Source organism: Streptomyces sp. MK7, from assembly GCF_032658145.1.
GTDB classification, from domain to species: domain Bacteria; phylum Actinomycetota; class Actinomycetes; order Streptomycetales; family Streptomycetaceae; genus Streptomyces; species Streptomyces spiralis.
Window position 1 is genome coordinate 1 of record NZ_JAVACL010000012.1, and the last position, 15,546, is coordinate 15,546.

13 protein-coding genes are annotated in these 15,546 nt (G+C 72.6%); 7 read left to right on the forward strand and 6 right to left on the reverse strand.

Annotated elements, in window-relative coordinates; genetic code table 11:
• Positions 1 to 283: alkaline phosphatase family protein (locus R2S09_RS15845; RefSeq protein WP_316741625.1), on the reverse strand; the 283-nt coding region annotated here is incomplete at its 3' end.
• Positions 284 to 494: 211 nt separating this feature from the next.
• Positions 495 to 620: a hypothetical protein gene (locus tag R2S09_RS15850; protein ID WP_399143979.1), complete on the reverse strand. Its 126-nt coding sequence runs from the start codon at positions 618 to 620 to the stop codon at positions 495 to 497.
• Positions 621 to 761: 141 nt separating this feature from the next.
• Between R2S09_RS15850 and mgrA the strand changes: the two genes are divergently transcribed.
• Complete coding sequence (gene mgrA, locus R2S09_RS15855; RefSeq protein ID WP_316741626.1) at positions 762 to 1,805, forward strand: L-glyceraldehyde 3-phosphate reductase; 1,044 nt, start codon at positions 762 to 764, stop codon at positions 1,803 to 1,805.
• 237 nt (positions 1,806 to 2,042) lie between these two features.
• On the opposite strand, the gene R2S09_RS15860 is transcribed toward mgrA, so the two are convergent.
• Together R2S09_RS15860 and R2S09_RS15865 are read right to left on the reverse strand one after the other, a co-directional pair.
• Complete coding sequence (locus R2S09_RS15860; RefSeq protein WP_316741627.1) at positions 2,043 to 2,333, reverse strand: hypothetical protein; 291 nt, start codon at positions 2,331 to 2,333, stop codon at positions 2,043 to 2,045.
• A 180-nt stretch (positions 2,334 to 2,513) separates the two neighbouring features.
• Positions 2,514 to 3,812, reverse strand: a complete 1,299-nt coding sequence (locus R2S09_RS15865; RefSeq protein WP_316741628.1) for a PHB depolymerase family esterase — start codon at positions 3,810 to 3,812, stop codon at positions 2,514 to 2,516.
• A 245-nt stretch (positions 3,813 to 4,057) separates the two neighbouring features.
• Between R2S09_RS15865 and R2S09_RS15870 the strand changes: the two genes are divergently transcribed.
• From R2S09_RS15870 to R2S09_RS15885, 4 genes are all read left to right on the forward strand, one after another.
• Positions 4,058 to 5,458 carry an endo-1,4-beta-xylanase gene (locus R2S09_RS15870; RefSeq protein WP_316741629.1) on the forward strand — a complete coding sequence of 467 codons (1,401 nt, stop codon included), beginning with the start codon at positions 4,058 to 4,060 and terminating at the stop codon, positions 5,456 to 5,458.
• Positions 5,459 to 5,643: 185 nt separating this feature from the next.
• Positions 5,644 to 7,443 carry an FUSC family protein gene (locus tag R2S09_RS15875; RefSeq protein WP_316741630.1) on the forward strand — a complete coding sequence of 600 codons (1,800 nt, stop codon included), beginning with the start codon at positions 5,644 to 5,646 and terminating at the stop codon, positions 7,441 to 7,443.
• A 13-nt stretch (positions 7,444 to 7,456) separates the two neighbouring features.
• On the forward strand, positions 7,457 to 8,371 hold the full coding sequence (locus R2S09_RS15880) for a LysR family transcriptional regulator (RefSeq protein WP_316741632.1): 915 nt from the start codon (positions 7,457 to 7,459) through the stop codon (positions 8,369 to 8,371).
• 245 nt (positions 8,372 to 8,616) lie between these two features.
• Positions 8,617 to 9,843: a PP2C family protein-serine/threonine phosphatase gene (locus R2S09_RS15885; protein WP_316741633.1), complete on the forward strand. Its 1,227-nt coding sequence runs from the start codon at positions 8,617 to 8,619 to the stop codon at positions 9,841 to 9,843.
• A gap of 10 nt (positions 9,844 to 9,853) precedes the next feature.
• On the opposite strand, the gene R2S09_RS15890 is transcribed toward R2S09_RS15885, so the two are convergent.
• Positions 9,854 to 10,927 (reverse strand): NAD(+)/NADH kinase, encoded by a 1,074-nt coding sequence (locus R2S09_RS15890; protein WP_306191214.1) that lies wholly within the window; start codon positions 10,925 to 10,927, stop codon positions 9,854 to 9,856.
• Between the two features lie 276 nt (positions 10,928 to 11,203).
• Here R2S09_RS15890 and R2S09_RS15895 point away from each other — a divergent pair, with 276 nt between their 5' ends.
• Both R2S09_RS15895 and R2S09_RS15900 read left to right on the forward strand, forming a co-directional pair.
• Positions 11,204 to 12,418 (forward strand): chitinase, encoded by a 1,215-nt coding sequence (locus R2S09_RS15895; RefSeq protein WP_316741634.1) that lies wholly within the window; start codon positions 11,204 to 11,206, stop codon positions 12,416 to 12,418.
• Between the two features lie 244 nt (positions 12,419 to 12,662).
• The gene (locus tag R2S09_RS15900; protein WP_316741635.1) at positions 12,663 to 13,985 is read left to right on the forward strand and encodes a GAF domain-containing SpoIIE family protein phosphatase; all 1,323 of its coding nucleotides are present in this window, start codon (positions 12,663 to 12,665) and stop codon (positions 13,983 to 13,985) included.
• Positions 13,986 to 14,403: 418 nt separating this feature from the next.
• Here the strand turns inward: R2S09_RS15900 and R2S09_RS15905 are convergent, their stop codons facing one another.
• Positions 14,404 to 15,486, reverse strand: a complete 1,083-nt coding sequence (locus R2S09_RS15905) for a YihY/virulence factor BrkB family protein (RefSeq protein ID WP_306191161.1) — start codon at positions 15,484 to 15,486, stop codon at positions 14,404 to 14,406.
• Between the last annotated feature and the right edge of the window lie 60 nt (positions 15,487 to 15,546).

The following is a 15,546-nucleotide window of genomic DNA, read 5'->3' on the forward strand; positions in this document are numbered from 1 at the left end:
GGGCGAGGGTGTCGATGTCCCTGGGGGTCTTCCTCGACGCCGTGAACCGCGTGCCGTCGGTGTTGGCGGCCTTCGGGTACGTGGCGAAGTAGTGGTCGAAGGAGACGTTCTCGTCGAAGAGCACGACCACGTGCCGGATGGGCGTGGCCGTCGGTCGGTGGCCGTGGTGGCCGGCGGGAGCGGCGGCCCAGCCGGGAGCGGCCGCGCCCAGGACGGTGAGCGCCGCGGCACCGGCCAGCGCCCCGAGGCTTCGTATCGTGGCTCGTCTTCCCCTGCTGGCCATGCGGCTTCACCTTCCGGGCAGGATCGTCTCTGCGTCGTACGGCCTGGGATGCTCCGCCGGACGTCGGCGCGGTGGCGGAGCCATGATGGCGCGGGAGTGAACGCCCGGTCAGGGAAGCGGGGCCAACAGTTGACCGCGTATTGACCAATTGGCCGAACGGACTCCTCGCAAAGGACGCAAAGGAGTGAAAGGCCCGAGGGCGCCCGGGAGTTCAGCCCAGCAGGGCGCGGCCGTACCAGTCCGTCTCGTCCCGTACGCCGGGCAGGGCGAAGAAGTAGCCGCCGCCGAACGGCTTGATGCAGTCGGTGAGCGGCTCGCCGGCCAGGCACTTCTGCACGGTCTCGAGCTGGCGGGCGAGGTCCTGCCGGTAGCAGGGCGCCCCGTTCGCACCGCCGGTCCGGCCGGGCTCGTAGGGTGGGGTTCGTCCCGCCGCGTCCGGCAGGACACCCCCCCGACAGCACCACCCGGAGAACACTCGATGACCTACGTCGCGGATCCCACACGCTACGACGGCACCATGCGCTACCGGCGCACGGGCCGCTCGGGACTCGACCTGCCCGTCCTGTCCCTGGGCTACTGGCACAACTTCGGCGACGACCGTCCGTTCGAGACCCAGCGCGAGATCGCGCTGCGCGCCTTCGACCTCGGCATCACCCACCACGACCTGGCGAACAACTACGGGCCGCCCTACGGCTCCGCGGAGATCAACTTCGGTCGCCTGATGAGGCAGGACCTCGCGCCGTACCGGGACGAGCTGGTCATCTCCACCAAGGCGGGCTGGGACATGTGGCCCGGCCCGTACGGACAGGGCGGCGGCTCCCGAAAGTACCTGCTGGCCTCGCTCGACCAGTCGCTGAGCCGGATGGGTCTCGACTACGTCGACATCTTCTACTCCCACCGGCTGGACGCGAGCACGCCGCTGGAGGAGACGATGGGTGCCCTGGACACCGCCGTCCGCCAGGGCAAGGCGCTGTACGTCGGCATCTCCTCCTACGACGCCGAGCGGACCCGGCAGGCCGCCGCCATCCTCCGCGACCTGGGCACCCCGCTGCTGATCCACCAGCCGTCGTACAGCATGGTCAACCGCTGGATCGAGACGGAGGGCCTGCTGGACGCGGCACGGGAGGAGGGCTTTGGAGTCATCGGCTTCACCGCCTTGGCCCAGGGTCTGCTGACCGGGCGCTACCTGGACGGCGTCCCGCAGGACTCGCGGGCGGCGCGGGGCACTTCGTTCGACACCGCGTGGCTGTCGGAGGACATGCTGCACCGGCTGCGTGCCCTGAACGACATCGCGGCCCGGCGCGGTCAGACCCTCGCCCAGATGGCGCTCGCCTGGGCGCTGCGCGACGAGCGCGTCACCTCGCTGGTCATCGGCGCCTCGCGGGTGGAGCAGCTGGAGCAGAACGTGGCCGCGCTGGAGCGGCTCGACTTCAGCGACGAGGAACTGGCCGAGATCGACAAGTACGCCACCGATGGCGGCGTGGACCTGTGGCGGGCGGCCCGCACCGGGAACCTCGGCTGACCGCGTCGGCCGTCTGACACGCGCGGCATCCCCCATCCGGCGACGGGTGGGGGATGCGGCGTCAGGAGCGTTGGGCAGGCCTTGCACCTGCATCTCCCCGCGGGGAGCGGGGTGTCTTTCCTTGGACCACCAACGCACGGGCGGCCGCCGGGAGTTCCGGCTTCCTGCCTGACCATCACACTAGCCCTCCCGTGCCGCCGGCGCCTCACGGGACGCGCGCACCGTCACCCGAACGCGTCATCCGCGCTGTTCAGGGGCGGTTGCCGCGGGACCGCCCCAGCCGTGTCCCTTGCCCTTCCCGTGGCCCTTGCCCTTGCCTCCGTGATCCCCCTCGTCGGCGTTCAGGACCGGTGACACAAGGTCGTGGGCCGCTTCCAGGGCCGTCGGTACGGGACCGGCGTCGCCCGGGGCCATGGCGTTGTCCTCGGCCGCCTGGGCCGAGAGGACGGGACCGAGCAGGAGACCGCCTCCCAGCGCCAGCACCGCCACCACCTGCCGCCCGCCGATGCGTCCGATGTGACCGGTCAAACGTCCACCTCCCTGTGCCGGCCGAGCCGTCGTGCCCGGCACAGGGAGGCTGGCAGATCCGGTGATCGACGCGTCGGCGAGTCCCGGGCGGCTCCCACGGAAGGAGGAGGCCCGGACGCCGGAGGTGACGAACGTCCGTGCTGGCGCCGTCGCCGCGACACACCGTGCGCCGACGACCGTTCAGCCCGTCCGGCAGGGGGCGCCGTTGAGGCTGAAGGACGTGGGCGCGCCGGTGTCACCGGTGTGGGTGGCCTGGAAGCCGACGGTGGTGGAGGCTCCGGGCGCCAGGACGGCGTTGTAGGCCATGTTGCGTGCGGTGACGGTGCCGCCGGCCGGCGAGAAGGTGGCGTTCCAGCCGGAGGTGATGGTCTGCCCCGACGGCAGGGTGAACGTCAGCGCCCAGCCGTCGACCTGCGTGGTACCGGTGTTGGTGACGGTGATCTGCGCGGTCAGACCGGTGTTCCAGGTGCTGGTCGTGTACGTCACCCGGCAGGTGCCCGCCGGTGTGGTGGGCGGGTCGGTCGGCGGCTCGGTGGTCGTGGAGTCCAGACCGAAGAACGAGATGGCACGGGCGGCCATGCCGGCGGTCGGCAGCGTGTGGCCGGCGCCCTGGACGCTGATCGCCTCGACGGGTGCCTGGGTGCCGGTGCCGCCGTAGCGGGTGCGGGTCCAGGTGGACTGCGGACGGTCGGTGAAGGCCGGTGTCTGGCTCACGCCCAGCACATCGGTCCACTGCTTGATCTCTTCACCGAAGTTGGGGTACCGCAGGGTGGTGTCCTCCGTGCCGTGCCACAGCTGCATCCGGGGACGGGGGCCGGTGTAGCCGGGGTAGGCGGCACGCGCCAGGTCGCCCCACTGCTGGGGGGTCCTGGTCACCGTGCCGTCGGCGCAGGCGCTGTTCCAGCTGGAGCCGTCGGTGGTCGCGAAGCAGCCGAAGGGCACGCCCATGAAAGCGGCGCCGGCCTTGAAGACGTCCGGGTAGTCGCCGAGCAGCACATTGGTCATCATGGCCCCGGACGAGGCCCCGGCGACGAAGACGCGGTTCGGATCGGCGCCGTAGTGCTGTTCCGCGTAGGTGACCATCGACATGATGCCCACCGGGTCGCTGCCGCCGCCGCGCTCGAGCGCCTGGGGCGAGGACACGTCGAAGCAGCCGCCGCTGCGCGTGACCGAGGGGTAGACGACGAGGAAGCCGTAGCGGTCGGCCAGGGACGCGAACTCGGTGCCCGAGTAGAAGGCAGGGCCCGAGCCGGTGCAGTAGTGCACGGCCACGAGGACGGCGGGGCGGGCCGGCGCGCTGTCCGGGCGGTAGACGTACATGCGCAGGTTGCTCGGGTTGGCGCCGAACCCGGTCACCTCCGTCAGGGACGCCGCGTGCGCGGCGGGCGCGGCCGTCAGCGTCAGTGCCGCGAGCAGCGGCACGATGCCCGCGAGCAGGGCTGTCAGGAGCGACCGGATTCCCGGCCTTCTTCGCGGCATGTCACCATCCTTGGTGTTCGAAACTTTCGGACTCATTTCGGAAACGCGCCGCGTCACGTTAGGAGTACCGCACGACGGCGTCAACCACCTTCACGCCCCTACAACTGCGGGGGGACCAAGGGGCGTAGCCCTTCGGCCATCACTTGAAGAGAGCGTCCGAACCGTTGACCGGCATCGGTTCGGTTCGTAATCTTCGCGTAAACATTCGCCTCGTGAGAGCAAAAGTTTCGACAGAAGGAGATGGCATGAGCATGCTCAGAATCAGCACCGGAGCCCGGCCCCGGGCACTCCCCCGACGGGCGGCGCAGGCGTTCGCGTCCGCGCTGCTCGCCGCCGCCACGGTCACGGCCGTGTCGCACAGCGCCGCGGCCGCCGACACCCTGGGCTCGGCCGCGGCCGGCAAGGGCCGCTACTTCGGCACCGCGGTCGCGGCGAGCCACCTCGGCGAGTCCGCCTACGCCGCCACGCTCGACCGGGAGTTCAGCGCGGTGACCCCGGAGAACGAGATGAAGTGGGACGCCACCGAGCCCACCCGCAACACCTTCAGCTTCGGCGCCGCCGACCAGATCGTCAGCCACGCGCAGAGCAAGGGCATGAAGATCCGCGGGCACACGCTGGTGTGGCACTCCCAGCTGCCCTCCTGGGTCTCCGGCCTGAGCGCCACCGACCTGCGCACGGCGATGAACAACCACATCACCCAGGTCATGCAGCACTACAAGGGCAAGATCTACGCCTGGGACGTGGTCAACGAGGCGTACCAGGACGGCTCCAGCGGCGCCCGGCGCAGCTCGCCGTTCCAGGACAAGCTCGGCAACGGCTACATCGAGGAGGCCTTCCGCACCGCCCGCGCCGCCGACCCGGACGCCAAGCTCTGCTACAACGACTACAACACCGACGGCGTCAACGCGAAGAGCAACGCGGTCTACAACATGGTCAAGGACTTCAAGTCCCGTGGCGTGCCGATCGACTGCGTGGGCTTCCAGTCGCACTTCAACAGCGCCTCCCCGGTGCCCTCCGACTACCAGGCCAACCTCCAGCGCTTCGCCGACCTCGGTGTCGACGTGCAGATCACGGAGCTGGACATCGAGGGCTCGGGCACCGCCCAGGCCACCAGCTACTCCAACGTCGTCAAGGCCTGTCTGGCGGTGACCCGGTGCACGGGCATGACCGTCTGGGGCATCACCGACAAGTACTCCTGGCGCAGCAGCGGCACCCCGCTGCTGTTCGACTCCAACTACGCCCCGAAGCCCGCGTACGACGCCGTGCTGGCCGCTCTCGGCGGCTCGAGCAGCGGCGGGGGCGACGGCGGCGGTGGCGGCGACAACGGCGGCGGCACCGGTGCCACGTGCACCGTCAGCTTCACCAAGACCGCCGACTGGAACGACGGTTACAACGGACAGGTCACCGTGAAGGCGGGTGCCGCCCCGATCACCGGCTGGACCACGACGGTCACCTTCCCCGCCGGGCAGAAGGTGTCCACCCTGTGGAACGGCAGCGCGAGCTGGGACAGCAGCGGCACCGTGATGACGGTCCGCCCCACCTACAACGGCAACCTCGCGGCGGGCACCTCGACCAGTTTCGGCTTCACCGTCCAGAAGAACGGCGACTCCGCCGTTCCTACGGTCGGGACCTGCACCGCGTCCTGATGTCCGGCCGCCCACGCGTCGGGTCCGTTCCATGAGCTGCGTTCGCATTCCATGAGCTGCGCCCGCATTTCATGCACTGAGCGCATGGCTCGGCGACCGTTCAGGCATTGGACGCATGCGTCATCTTGATCGACCCTTGAGGGAGACATCCCCGTCCCCCGGTCCGTCCAGGAGTCGATCAGTTCATGAAGGCATCGCGCGGCGCCCCGCTCACCCCCGTGCCCCTCGCGGCGGCGGCACGGGGCGCCGTCGCGCTCGCCGTGCCGCTCCTCGTGGGCGTGTGGACCGGGGCGGTGGTCCCCGCAGTGATCGCCGGGATCGGCGCCCTGTGGGGCGTGAGCCAGGACGGCTCCGATCCCTACCGGCTGCGGGTCCGGCGGCTGGGCTGCATGGGCGGCTCGGCCGCCCTCGGCCTGCTCGCCGGGGAACTGGCGCTGCGCTGCGGACATCCCGCGGCGGTCACCGTCTGCCTCGGTGCCACCGCGCTGCTCGCGGGCGCGGTCAGCCTGCGCGGCCGCCTCGCCTCCGTGTCCGGCATGCATCTGCTGCTCGGCGCCACCGTCGGCAGCGGCTTTCCGGTGCCGGGGCCGTGGTGGCAGCCTCCCCTCGCGCTGCTCGCCGGGGTGGCGCTTGTCGTCGTCCTGTCCGCGACGCCATGGCTGTGGCGTCGGCACGCCATCGAGCGGGCCGCCGTTCTCGCGGTGTACCGGGCCGCTTCAGAGGCGCTGTCGGCGGCCGGTTCGCCCGAGGCGGAGGCCGCACGCCGGCGACTGACGGCCGCCCTCGACGACGCCCATCAGGTGATGGGCCGCCATCTGACGGGCCGCGAACGGCCGCGGACGGAGCTGGGCGCGGTGCGCGACGCCTTCGACGCGGCGGTGCGGCTGGGCGAGGTGACGTCGGCGCTGGTGTGGGAGGGGCGTCCGCTGCCCCGGCGCGTGACGGACGTACCGCTGCTGGTGGCGGCACGCCTGCTGCCGGACGGGGGTGCGACGGCCGTCTCCCCCGCCGCGGATCTTCCGGGGCCCGCGACCGGCCCGGGTGCCGACCCGTGCGACGGGGTCTCTCCTGGCGTGCTCGCCCTCTCCGAGCTGTACGCGGAGCCGGTGCCGCACGCGGAGCCGGTGCCGCACACGCGGTCCGTCCGGGCGCGTCCGTCCGGCGTGGCGGTGCGTCTGCCCGCGTACCCGTGGCACGGGCGGGCGGCCCAGGCGCGGTACGCCGTGCTGCTGACGGTGTGTGTGCTCGTTGCCCAGCTCTGCGCCGAACTGCTGCACGGGCCGCGCGGATACTGGCTCCCCATGACGGTGGCGTTCGTCTACAAGCCCGACTTCGGGCCGGTCCCGCGCCGCGCCCTGCACCGCTGCGCCGGAACGGTTCTGGGGGTGGCCGCCATCGGCACGGTGACCCTGCTGACGACGGACACCCTCGTCCTCATCGGCGCCGTGGCGGCCTTCGGCGCGCTGATGGCCGTCGGTGTACGCCACCACTACGCGCTCGCCACGACGGGTCTGACGGCGATCGTCTTCGTCCTCCTCGACATGCTCGGCGACCACCGCGCCCTGTACTCGGCGCGCATCCTGGACACCGCGCTGGCCGCCGCGATCGTGCTCGTCGCGCACTTCGCCCTGTGGCCGGACTCGGCGGCCGGCCGGGCCGCCGCGCAGACCGAGGCCGCCCTCGCCGCGGCGCACCGGTACCGGGACCTGGCCGCCGATGCCACTCCGGCCCAGCGGCACGCGCTGCGCCGGACCGCCTACCACCGGCTCGCCGAGGCGCGCAGGGCCGTGGCCCACGCCGACGGCGAGCCGGGCCGCCCCGGACGCAGGGGCGGGAGGAAAAGGAGGCTGCCGGACCGGGAGGACCCCATCGCCTCGGCGGAGCGGCTCTGCGACGCCGTCAGCGCGCGGAACGTGGGCGCGCGGCGGGCGGCGTCCGCGCTCCCGGTCCACCGCTGCACCGGGGCCTGCGCGATGGGAGGATGAGCGCGATGGGAGGATGAGCGCGATGGATCTCCAGGTGCTGCGCTCCTTCCAGGCGGTGGCCGAGGGCCTGACGGTGACTGAGGCCGCCGCCGAGGCCCGTCTCACCCAGCCCGCCCTGTCGCGCGCGCTGCGCCGGCTGGAGGAGGAGGTGGGCGCGGAACTCCTCCAGCGCGTCGGCCGGGTGCTGCGCCCGACACCGGCCGGACGGGTGTTCAAGGAGTACGTCGACGTCGTTCTGGACAGCTACGACCGGGGACGGCGGGCCGTGGCCGAGGTCGTCGACCCTGCGGCGGGCGTGGTGCCGCTGGCCTTCCTGCACACCCTGGGCACCTGGCTGGTGCCCAGGCTGGTCACCGGCTTCCGGGAGGCCTTCCCGCAGGTCCGCTTCGAGTTGCACCAGCACGGGGAGAACGGCCTGGTCCAGCATCTTCTCGACGCCACCGCCGACATGGCGATCACCAGCGGGGATCCCGGTCATCCGCTGATCACCTGGCGACGGCTCCTGGTCGAACCACTGTGGCTGGCCGTGCCCACCGGGCACCGGCTGGCCGGGCGCCCCCGGGTCCGGCTGGCCGAGGTCGCCGAGGAGCCCTTCATCCTCCTCAAGCCCGGCTACGGGCTGCGCAGCGTCACCGAGTCGCTGTGCCGTCAGGCCGGCTTCACCCCGGTCGTCGGCTTCGAGGGCGAGGAGGTGCACACTCTGCGCGGTCTGGTGGCGGCCGGTCTCGGCGTCTCCCTGATCCCGTCCTCGCCGGACGCGGCGGCGACCGGTGACGTCCCGATCCGCTACCTGGAGATCACCGATGTGCACGGTGCCCGGGACATCGGCATCGCCTGGCTCTCCGGACGCACCCTGCCCCCGGCCTCCCGGCGCTTCATCGACCACGCACTCCGGGTGACGGCCACGGCGGCGGACGGCCGGTGGTGACCCCGGCCACGAGAAGCCGGGACGGACCGGGGCCATCGAGGAGTCACGGGCGGGCTCGGGCTCTCTCCGGTGTGCTCCTGCCGGTGCGCTGACATGCCCTTGCCTGGAGCAATGGAGCCCTCGGAACGGAGATCGGCAGCACCCTGGTGGTCTTGATCAAGCCCGCCGGGAGTTCCTGTGAACAGGCCGCCTGAGTGTTGTCGCGCAGACCGTCGCCCGGTGCCGGGCCGCACGCTCGTGCGCCCGTGGTGTCCGGACGGGTGCGCCGGGCCACCGCCCGGTCCTCGCCGGGGCGCACGGTGAGGCCGCCCGGCCGGGCCGGGGCCGCCCAGGCCCGTGCGGCGCGGGTGGAGGCCGCCCAGCCCCAGGTGCCCGGCCCTCCGATGTGGCTGCGCCTGTTGCCGCTCGCGTACGTCGCGGGGGTCCTGGCCATCGAACCGCTCACTCCGGTGGACTGGCCCGTCAGCTTCCTGCTCACCGGCCTGCCACTGGTCGCGGCCTTCGCCTACGGGCCCGCGGGGGTCGCCGTGATCACGGTGTTCGCCGTCGTGTTCGAGGGTGTGCTGGCGGGCACGCCGTGCTGTGCCGGGCGCATGGTCGTCGGCTATCTCTGGGACCGCCATTACGTGGCCAACTACGTGTGCACCGGCCTGGTGGGGATTCTCGGCGCGATCCTGGCGGTGCACCGGATGCGGCGGGAGCGGACGCTGGCCACGGTGCGTTCCGTGGCCGAGACCGCGCAGCGGGTGCTGCTGCGGCCGGTGCCGCGCCGCCTCGGCCAGGTCTCCGTCGAGACGCTCTACCTGTCCGCCGCCGCGGAGGCACGCATCGGAGGCGACCTGTACGAGGCGGTACCGACGGCGTACGGGGTACGGCTGCTCATCGGGGACGTGCGCGGCAAGGGGCTGGTCGCCGTGGAGACGGCCGCGACGATACTGGGCGCCTTCCGGGAGGCCGCCCATGACGAGCCCGACCTGGCCGGCGTGGCCCTCCGCGTGGAGCGGAGCATGAGCCGTCACGCCGCGCAGCTGCCCGGCAGCGAGCTGGCGGAACGCTTCGTCACCGCGGTGTTCGCCGAGATCCCCGAGCACGAGCCGGTCATCCGCATCGTCAACTGCGGTCACCCGCCGCCCCTGCTCGTCCACGAGGGCCGCGTCACCGAACTGCACGCGACCGACCCGTCACCGCCCATCAACCTCGGCGTGCTGATCGGCAACGGCTACCACGTGGACGTCGAGCCGTTCCGCCCCGGGGACCAACTGCTGCTCTACACCGACGGCGTCACCGAGACCCGCGACGCCGAGGGGTGCTTCTACCCGCTCGCCGAGCGTGTCGCGCCCTGGGCCGTGCTGCCTCCCCGCGCTCTGCTGGACCGCCTGCACGAGGATCTGCTCGTCTACAGCGGCGGCCACCTCGACGACGACATCGCCGCCCTCGCCGCCTACCGCCTGCCCGGTGAGCGCCGGTCCTGAGCGGGCGGGTTCACGGCGTCTGCCGAGGAGTGTCGGGTGCGGGCGGCAGTGCCAGGTGCGCGAGGTCTGCGGGCCGCGGGGACGTCACCGGCCAGAGCGGTGGTGGGGTGCCGTCGGCGACCGCGGCGGGGGCGTCGGAGAGCTTCATGCGCTCGCGCAGGCGGCCGTAGAAGTCCATCGGGCCCAGCCGCACGGCCCGCAGCCGGCGCGGGGAGGCGTAGATACCGATCCAGTCCCCCGGGTCCAGCACTCCGCGCAGCTGGCCGTCGATACTGACGACGGCCTGACCGGAGCGGTCCAGAATGCGCAGGGCGATCGGCTCGTCCGGCGCGGCGACGACCGAGCGGTCGAACACCATGTGCGGGGCGACGGCCGTGAAGACGAGGGCATCCGCGCGCGGGGAGACGACCGGGCCGCCGGCGGCGAAGCTGTAGGCCGTCGAGCCGGTCGGGGTGGCGACCAGCAGCGCGTCGGCGGAGTAGGACGCGAGCAGCCGTCCGGCGATGTAGACGCCGGCCGACACCTGGCGGTCCCGCGCCAGCTTCTCCACGACGATGTCGTTCAGCGCGGTGACGTTCAGGGCGATGCCCCACTCGCCGCCCGACTCGCAGTCGGTGCGCACCCGTGGCGGGGGCAGCATCGGGCGGCGGCCGTAGCGCATGAGTTCCTCGATGCCGGCGGGCACCTCCAGGCGGCGCGAGGCCCGCGTCGTGAGCAGCATACGGCTCTCGACCTCGAGTTGCCCGGTGAGGACCGCGTCCAGCGCGGAGTGGACGAAGCCGGCGGGCACCTCGGTGAGGAAGCCGACCCGGCCGAGGTCGACGCCCAGGACGAGGGCGTCGTGCACGGCGGCCAGCCGGGCGCCGCGCAGGAACGTGCCGTCGCCGCCCAGGGTCACGATGAGATCCGGGTCGCCGGCGGCGTCGACCTCCTCCCGGGCGCTGTGCCGCCCGCCGTCGCGCCACACGTCGATGTCCGTACAGTGCACGGCCTGTTCCGCGCACCATGCGCGCACGGCCCGCGCCGCGGCCACGGCCTCCGGGCGCCCTCCGTGCACGACCAGGCCGATCCGACGTACCGTCACATCCGTCTCCGAGTCGATTCGCGTCTCCACGCGGCGGGCGATGCCGCAAGCCATCCTGACCGCGCGGGCCGCCTCCTCCCGCGACGCCACGCCGCCGGACGCCCCTGTCCGCGTCGCACGGCGCTTCCCGCAGCAGCCCGGCGCGACTCCTCCGGCGAGTAAAGAAATCTTATGGTCTAGTCCAAAGACTCGCCTGGTCCAGACCAATCTATTGACGTGCTCGCAACACCATCAGGAAGCTGGGGCCCACTTCCCCACACCCCCTGGAGGCAGGCAGTGAGACGTCTTCACGCATGTCTGGGCGCGGCCACCGCCGTCGGGCTCGCCGCAGTCGGCACCACCGCACTGGTCGCGGGCAGCGCCTCGGGCGCGACCACCCAGCTGAGCAACCGCTGGTACGCCGCGGCCCCGTATCTGATGCCGCTGGACAACGACCCGCCGGACGCGGCCGCCATCATGGACGCCACCGGGCTGAAGGCGTTCCAGCTCGCGTTCATCCTCGCCCCCAACGGCGGCGGCTGCTCGCCCACCTGGGACGGCACCGCCTCGGTCTCCTCCGACACCGCCGTGAAGTCGTTGATCGACACCATCCGCGCCAAGGGCGGCGACGTCTCCGTCTCCATCGGTGGCTACGGCGGCACCAAGCTCGGCCAGGCGTGCTCGGACCCGGCCGCCACGGCCGCCGCCTACCAGCAGGTCGTCACCAAGTACGGGCTGCACGCCATCGACTTCGACCTGGAGGAGCCGGAGTACGAGAACTCGGCGGCCATCCACAACGAGATCGGTGCCGCGAAGATCCTCCAGCAGAACAACCCCGGCCTCTACGTCTCGGTCACCACCGCCGGAACGGCGGACGGCACCGGATGGTTCGGCAAGCAGATGCTGCTGGAGGCGAAGTCGCAGGGGTTCACGCCCAACAACTTCTCCATCATGCCGTTCGACGGCGGCTTCAACGGCGCGGCCTCCCAGACCAGCGCGCTGACCAACTTCAACCGGATCCTGCAGTCCACGTTCGGCTGGGACCAGGCGACCGCCTACGCCCACGAGGGCTTCTCCGGCATGAACGGCCGCAGCGACACCGGCGAGATGTTCTACCAGAGCGACTTCCAGACCGTGCTGGACTTCGCCACCAGCCACAACATGGACCGCTTCACGTTCTGGTCCCTCAACCGCGACCGCCAGTGCTCCCCGCCCGACAACGGCGGCCGCACCTCGGGCACCTGCTCCAGCGTCCCGCAGAACTCCTGGGACTTCGCCAAGTTCTCGGTGAAGTTCGCCGGCGCCACCCCGCCCACCACGACGCCGCCCACCTCCTCCTCGCCGACCCCGCCGAGCACCGAGTGCAAGCCGGCCTGGAACGCGAGCACGGCGTACACCGGGGGCAGTGAGGTCTCCTACGACAAGCACAACTGGAAGGCCAAGTGGTGGACCCAGAACGAGGTCCCCGGCGCCTCCCAGTGGGGCCCGTGGCAGGACGAGGGCGCCTGCTGACGGTCGCCGCGGTCGCCCGCCGGTCCGGCCGGGGCGGGCCGGCCCGGCCGGACCGGCCCGCCCCGGTCGGTCCCGCGCGCACACCCCGGCCGGACCGGTGCGCCCGCCCCGCTCCTGTGGGTCGCGACCGGCCCAACGGGTGATGCGACGACGGGCCGCCGTCCCGCCGTCGGCGTAGGGTGATCGTGTCGGGGCGGTGCCCGGCGGGCGGGCCACGCCCGGCCCCCGGCGGGAGGTGCCTGGCATGTCGGACGATCGGCGGGAGCCGCGACCACTGCCGGACGGCGCGACCGTGGAGGATCTCAGCGCCCGGGTACGGCACTTGGCGCTGGGGCAGCGCCGGCTGCGGCGGCTGCTGGACGCGGTGGTGGCGATCAGTGCCGACATGGACACGCGGACGGTGCTCCAGCACATCGTGGACACCGGTGTCGACCTCGTCGCCGCGCGGTACGGCGCCCTCGGCGTGCTCGGGGACGGCGGGGAGTTCACCGACCTGATCACCGCCGGTGTGGACCGGGCGCGGCTGCTGGCCGAGTCCGGACTGCCGCGGGGCCACGGGCTGCTGGGGGACCTCGGGCCGGTGCGCGTCGACGACGTCGCCGCCGACCCGCGCTCGGTCGGGTTCCCGGCCGGCCACCCGGCGATGACCACCCTTCTCGGGGTCCCGTTGAGGGTGCGCGGCACCGTGTACGGCACCCTCTTCCTCGCCGACAAGCTCGACGGGACGCCGTTCGGTGACGACGACGAGGCCCTGCTGACCGCGCTGGCCAGCGCCGCCGGCGTCAGCGTCGAGAGCGCCCGGCTGTACGGGCGTCTCAAGCGGGCCGCCGAGCAGTTCCAGCGCCGGCTGCTGCCCGTGCTGCCCGATCTGGCGCCCCTCGAGGTGGAGGTCCGCTACCAGCCGGCGTCCGAGCTGCCGAGGCTCGGGGGGGACTGGTACGACGCCGTGCGCCTGCCCGACGGGGCGGTCCTCGTCGTGGTGGGGGACGTCACCGGCCACGACGTGGAGGCGGCGCCGATGATGGGGCAGATCCGCAGCATGCTGCGGGCTCTGGCGTTCGACCGGTGCGGACCGCCCAGCCTGGTCGTGGACCGGCTCGACCACGCGCTCACCATGTACCCCGACCCCACGGCGGCCACGCTGGTGATGGCCCGCATCGTGCACGAGCCGGGCGCCGGATACACCATGTACTGGACCAACGCCGGCCATCCGCCGCCCCTGCTGGTCACGGCCGACGGCGCCACGCGCTGGCTGGCGCCCGAACCGCACGGCATCCCGGTCGGCGTCGATCCCGGGCTGTACCGCCCCGACCACACCCACCCGCTGCCTCCGGGGAGCACGCTGCTGCTGTTCACCGACGGTCTGGTCGAACGCCGCGGGCAGGACATCGGAACCGGACTGCGACAGCTGGCCGACAGCGCCGCCGCCCTGGCCACGGCCCCACTGGCCACGGTCTGCGACCGCCTGATCACCCGCGAGGACACCTACGACGACGATGTGGCGCTGCTGGCACTGCGGGTGCCGGACGTGGCTCCGGGGGCGCCCGGGGCGGACACGCCCGCGTAGCGGTGGCACGGCGGCCCCCGAACGGCGAGGCGGCCGTGGACGGCTGGGCGATCGTGGACAGCGGGGGCTCGTGGACGGCTGGGCGATCGTGGACAGCGAGGGCTCGTGGAGGCCGGGGCGGCCGTGGACGGCGGGGCGATCGTGGAGGCCGGGGCGGCCGTGGACGGCGGGGCGATCGTGGACAGCGGGGCTCGTGGACGGCGGGCGCTCGTGGAGGCCGGGGCCGCCGTGGACGGCGGGGCGATCGTGGACGGCGGGGCGGCCGTGGACGGCGGGGCGGCCGTGGACGGCGGGGCGATCGTGGACGGCGGGCGCTCGTGGAGGCCGGGGCGGCCGTGGACGGCGGGGCGCTCGTGGAGGGCGGGGCGGCTGTCGGCGGCGAGGTCGCGCAGCCACTCGTCCAGGCGGGGACCCTCGGTCACGTACGGCCGTCCGGGCCATGGTCCTCGGGGGCCCGTTCCTCACCCGTACCCGCGTGCGGCGGCGGGTCGAAGTGGACGGTGATCCGCTCGAAGCCCTTGAAGGACTCCGTCGTCGCGTAGGACCGGTAGGCCCGCTGGTCGCCCGGGCTGAGGTGGACCCGGTCGGTGAACGGGCTGAGCAGGCTCCTGGGCCACAGCCGCATGCACCGGACCGCGCCGATCTCCGCCGTGACCAGGTACACCAGCGCCCCGAGGTAGATCCATGCCAGCAGGCCGAGCACGATGCCGAACAGCCCGTACGTCGCCGTGGTGCCCCGGAGCACATGGCCGACGTAGTAGGTGCCGCCCCACAGCAGCCCCTGCCAGGCGCACGCCGCGCCCAGCGCCGGGCCCCACATCACGCGCAGCGGCAGCGGGCGCCGGGTGAGCAGGCGGTAGCTGCCGACCAGCAGGGCGGCGTTCAGCAGGACGGCCAGGATGCCGGCCGCCACCTGCACGCCGACCGCCAGCCGGGCGCCGAAGATGCCCGCCGCCCATTCGGCGGTGGTGGACACACCCGTGATGACGCACAGGCCGAGCGCCAGCAGCGACAGGAACTTCAGCCCCTTCAGACGCGAGCGCAGCGGGTCGGGCCGGGCGTGCCGGGGCACGGCGAAGATCTTGTTCAGCGCGTGCTGGGCGGCCTGGGCGACGTTCAGCGCGCCGTAGAAGCTGCCGATCACACCGACCGCGACGGCGACGGCGCTGCCGTGGAAGGAGTGGATGTTGTGGACGATCTGGTCCCCGATGACCGGGAACTCGCTGAGCGCGGAGTTGAGCAGCTGGTGCTGGAGGTGGGGGCTGCTGCTGAGGACCGAGCTGAGCACCGCGACGAGGAAGAGCATCAGGGGGAACAGCGACAGGAAGGCGTAGTACGTCAGCAGCGCGGCCAGATAGGCGGCCTGGTCGTCGTAGAACTTGTAGATCACGGCCAGCGCCATGCCCGCCCAGCGACGCCGTCGCTGGTAGGCATCCAGTCGGGCCAGCACGTCCATGCGCTCTTCCACACCGTCGGCCGTGGCTCCGCTGACACCGGACACCACCCGTTCCAAGTGCCCCTGGCCAGGCCTTCCATGCCGTACGGCGGAATCCGGGCGGGC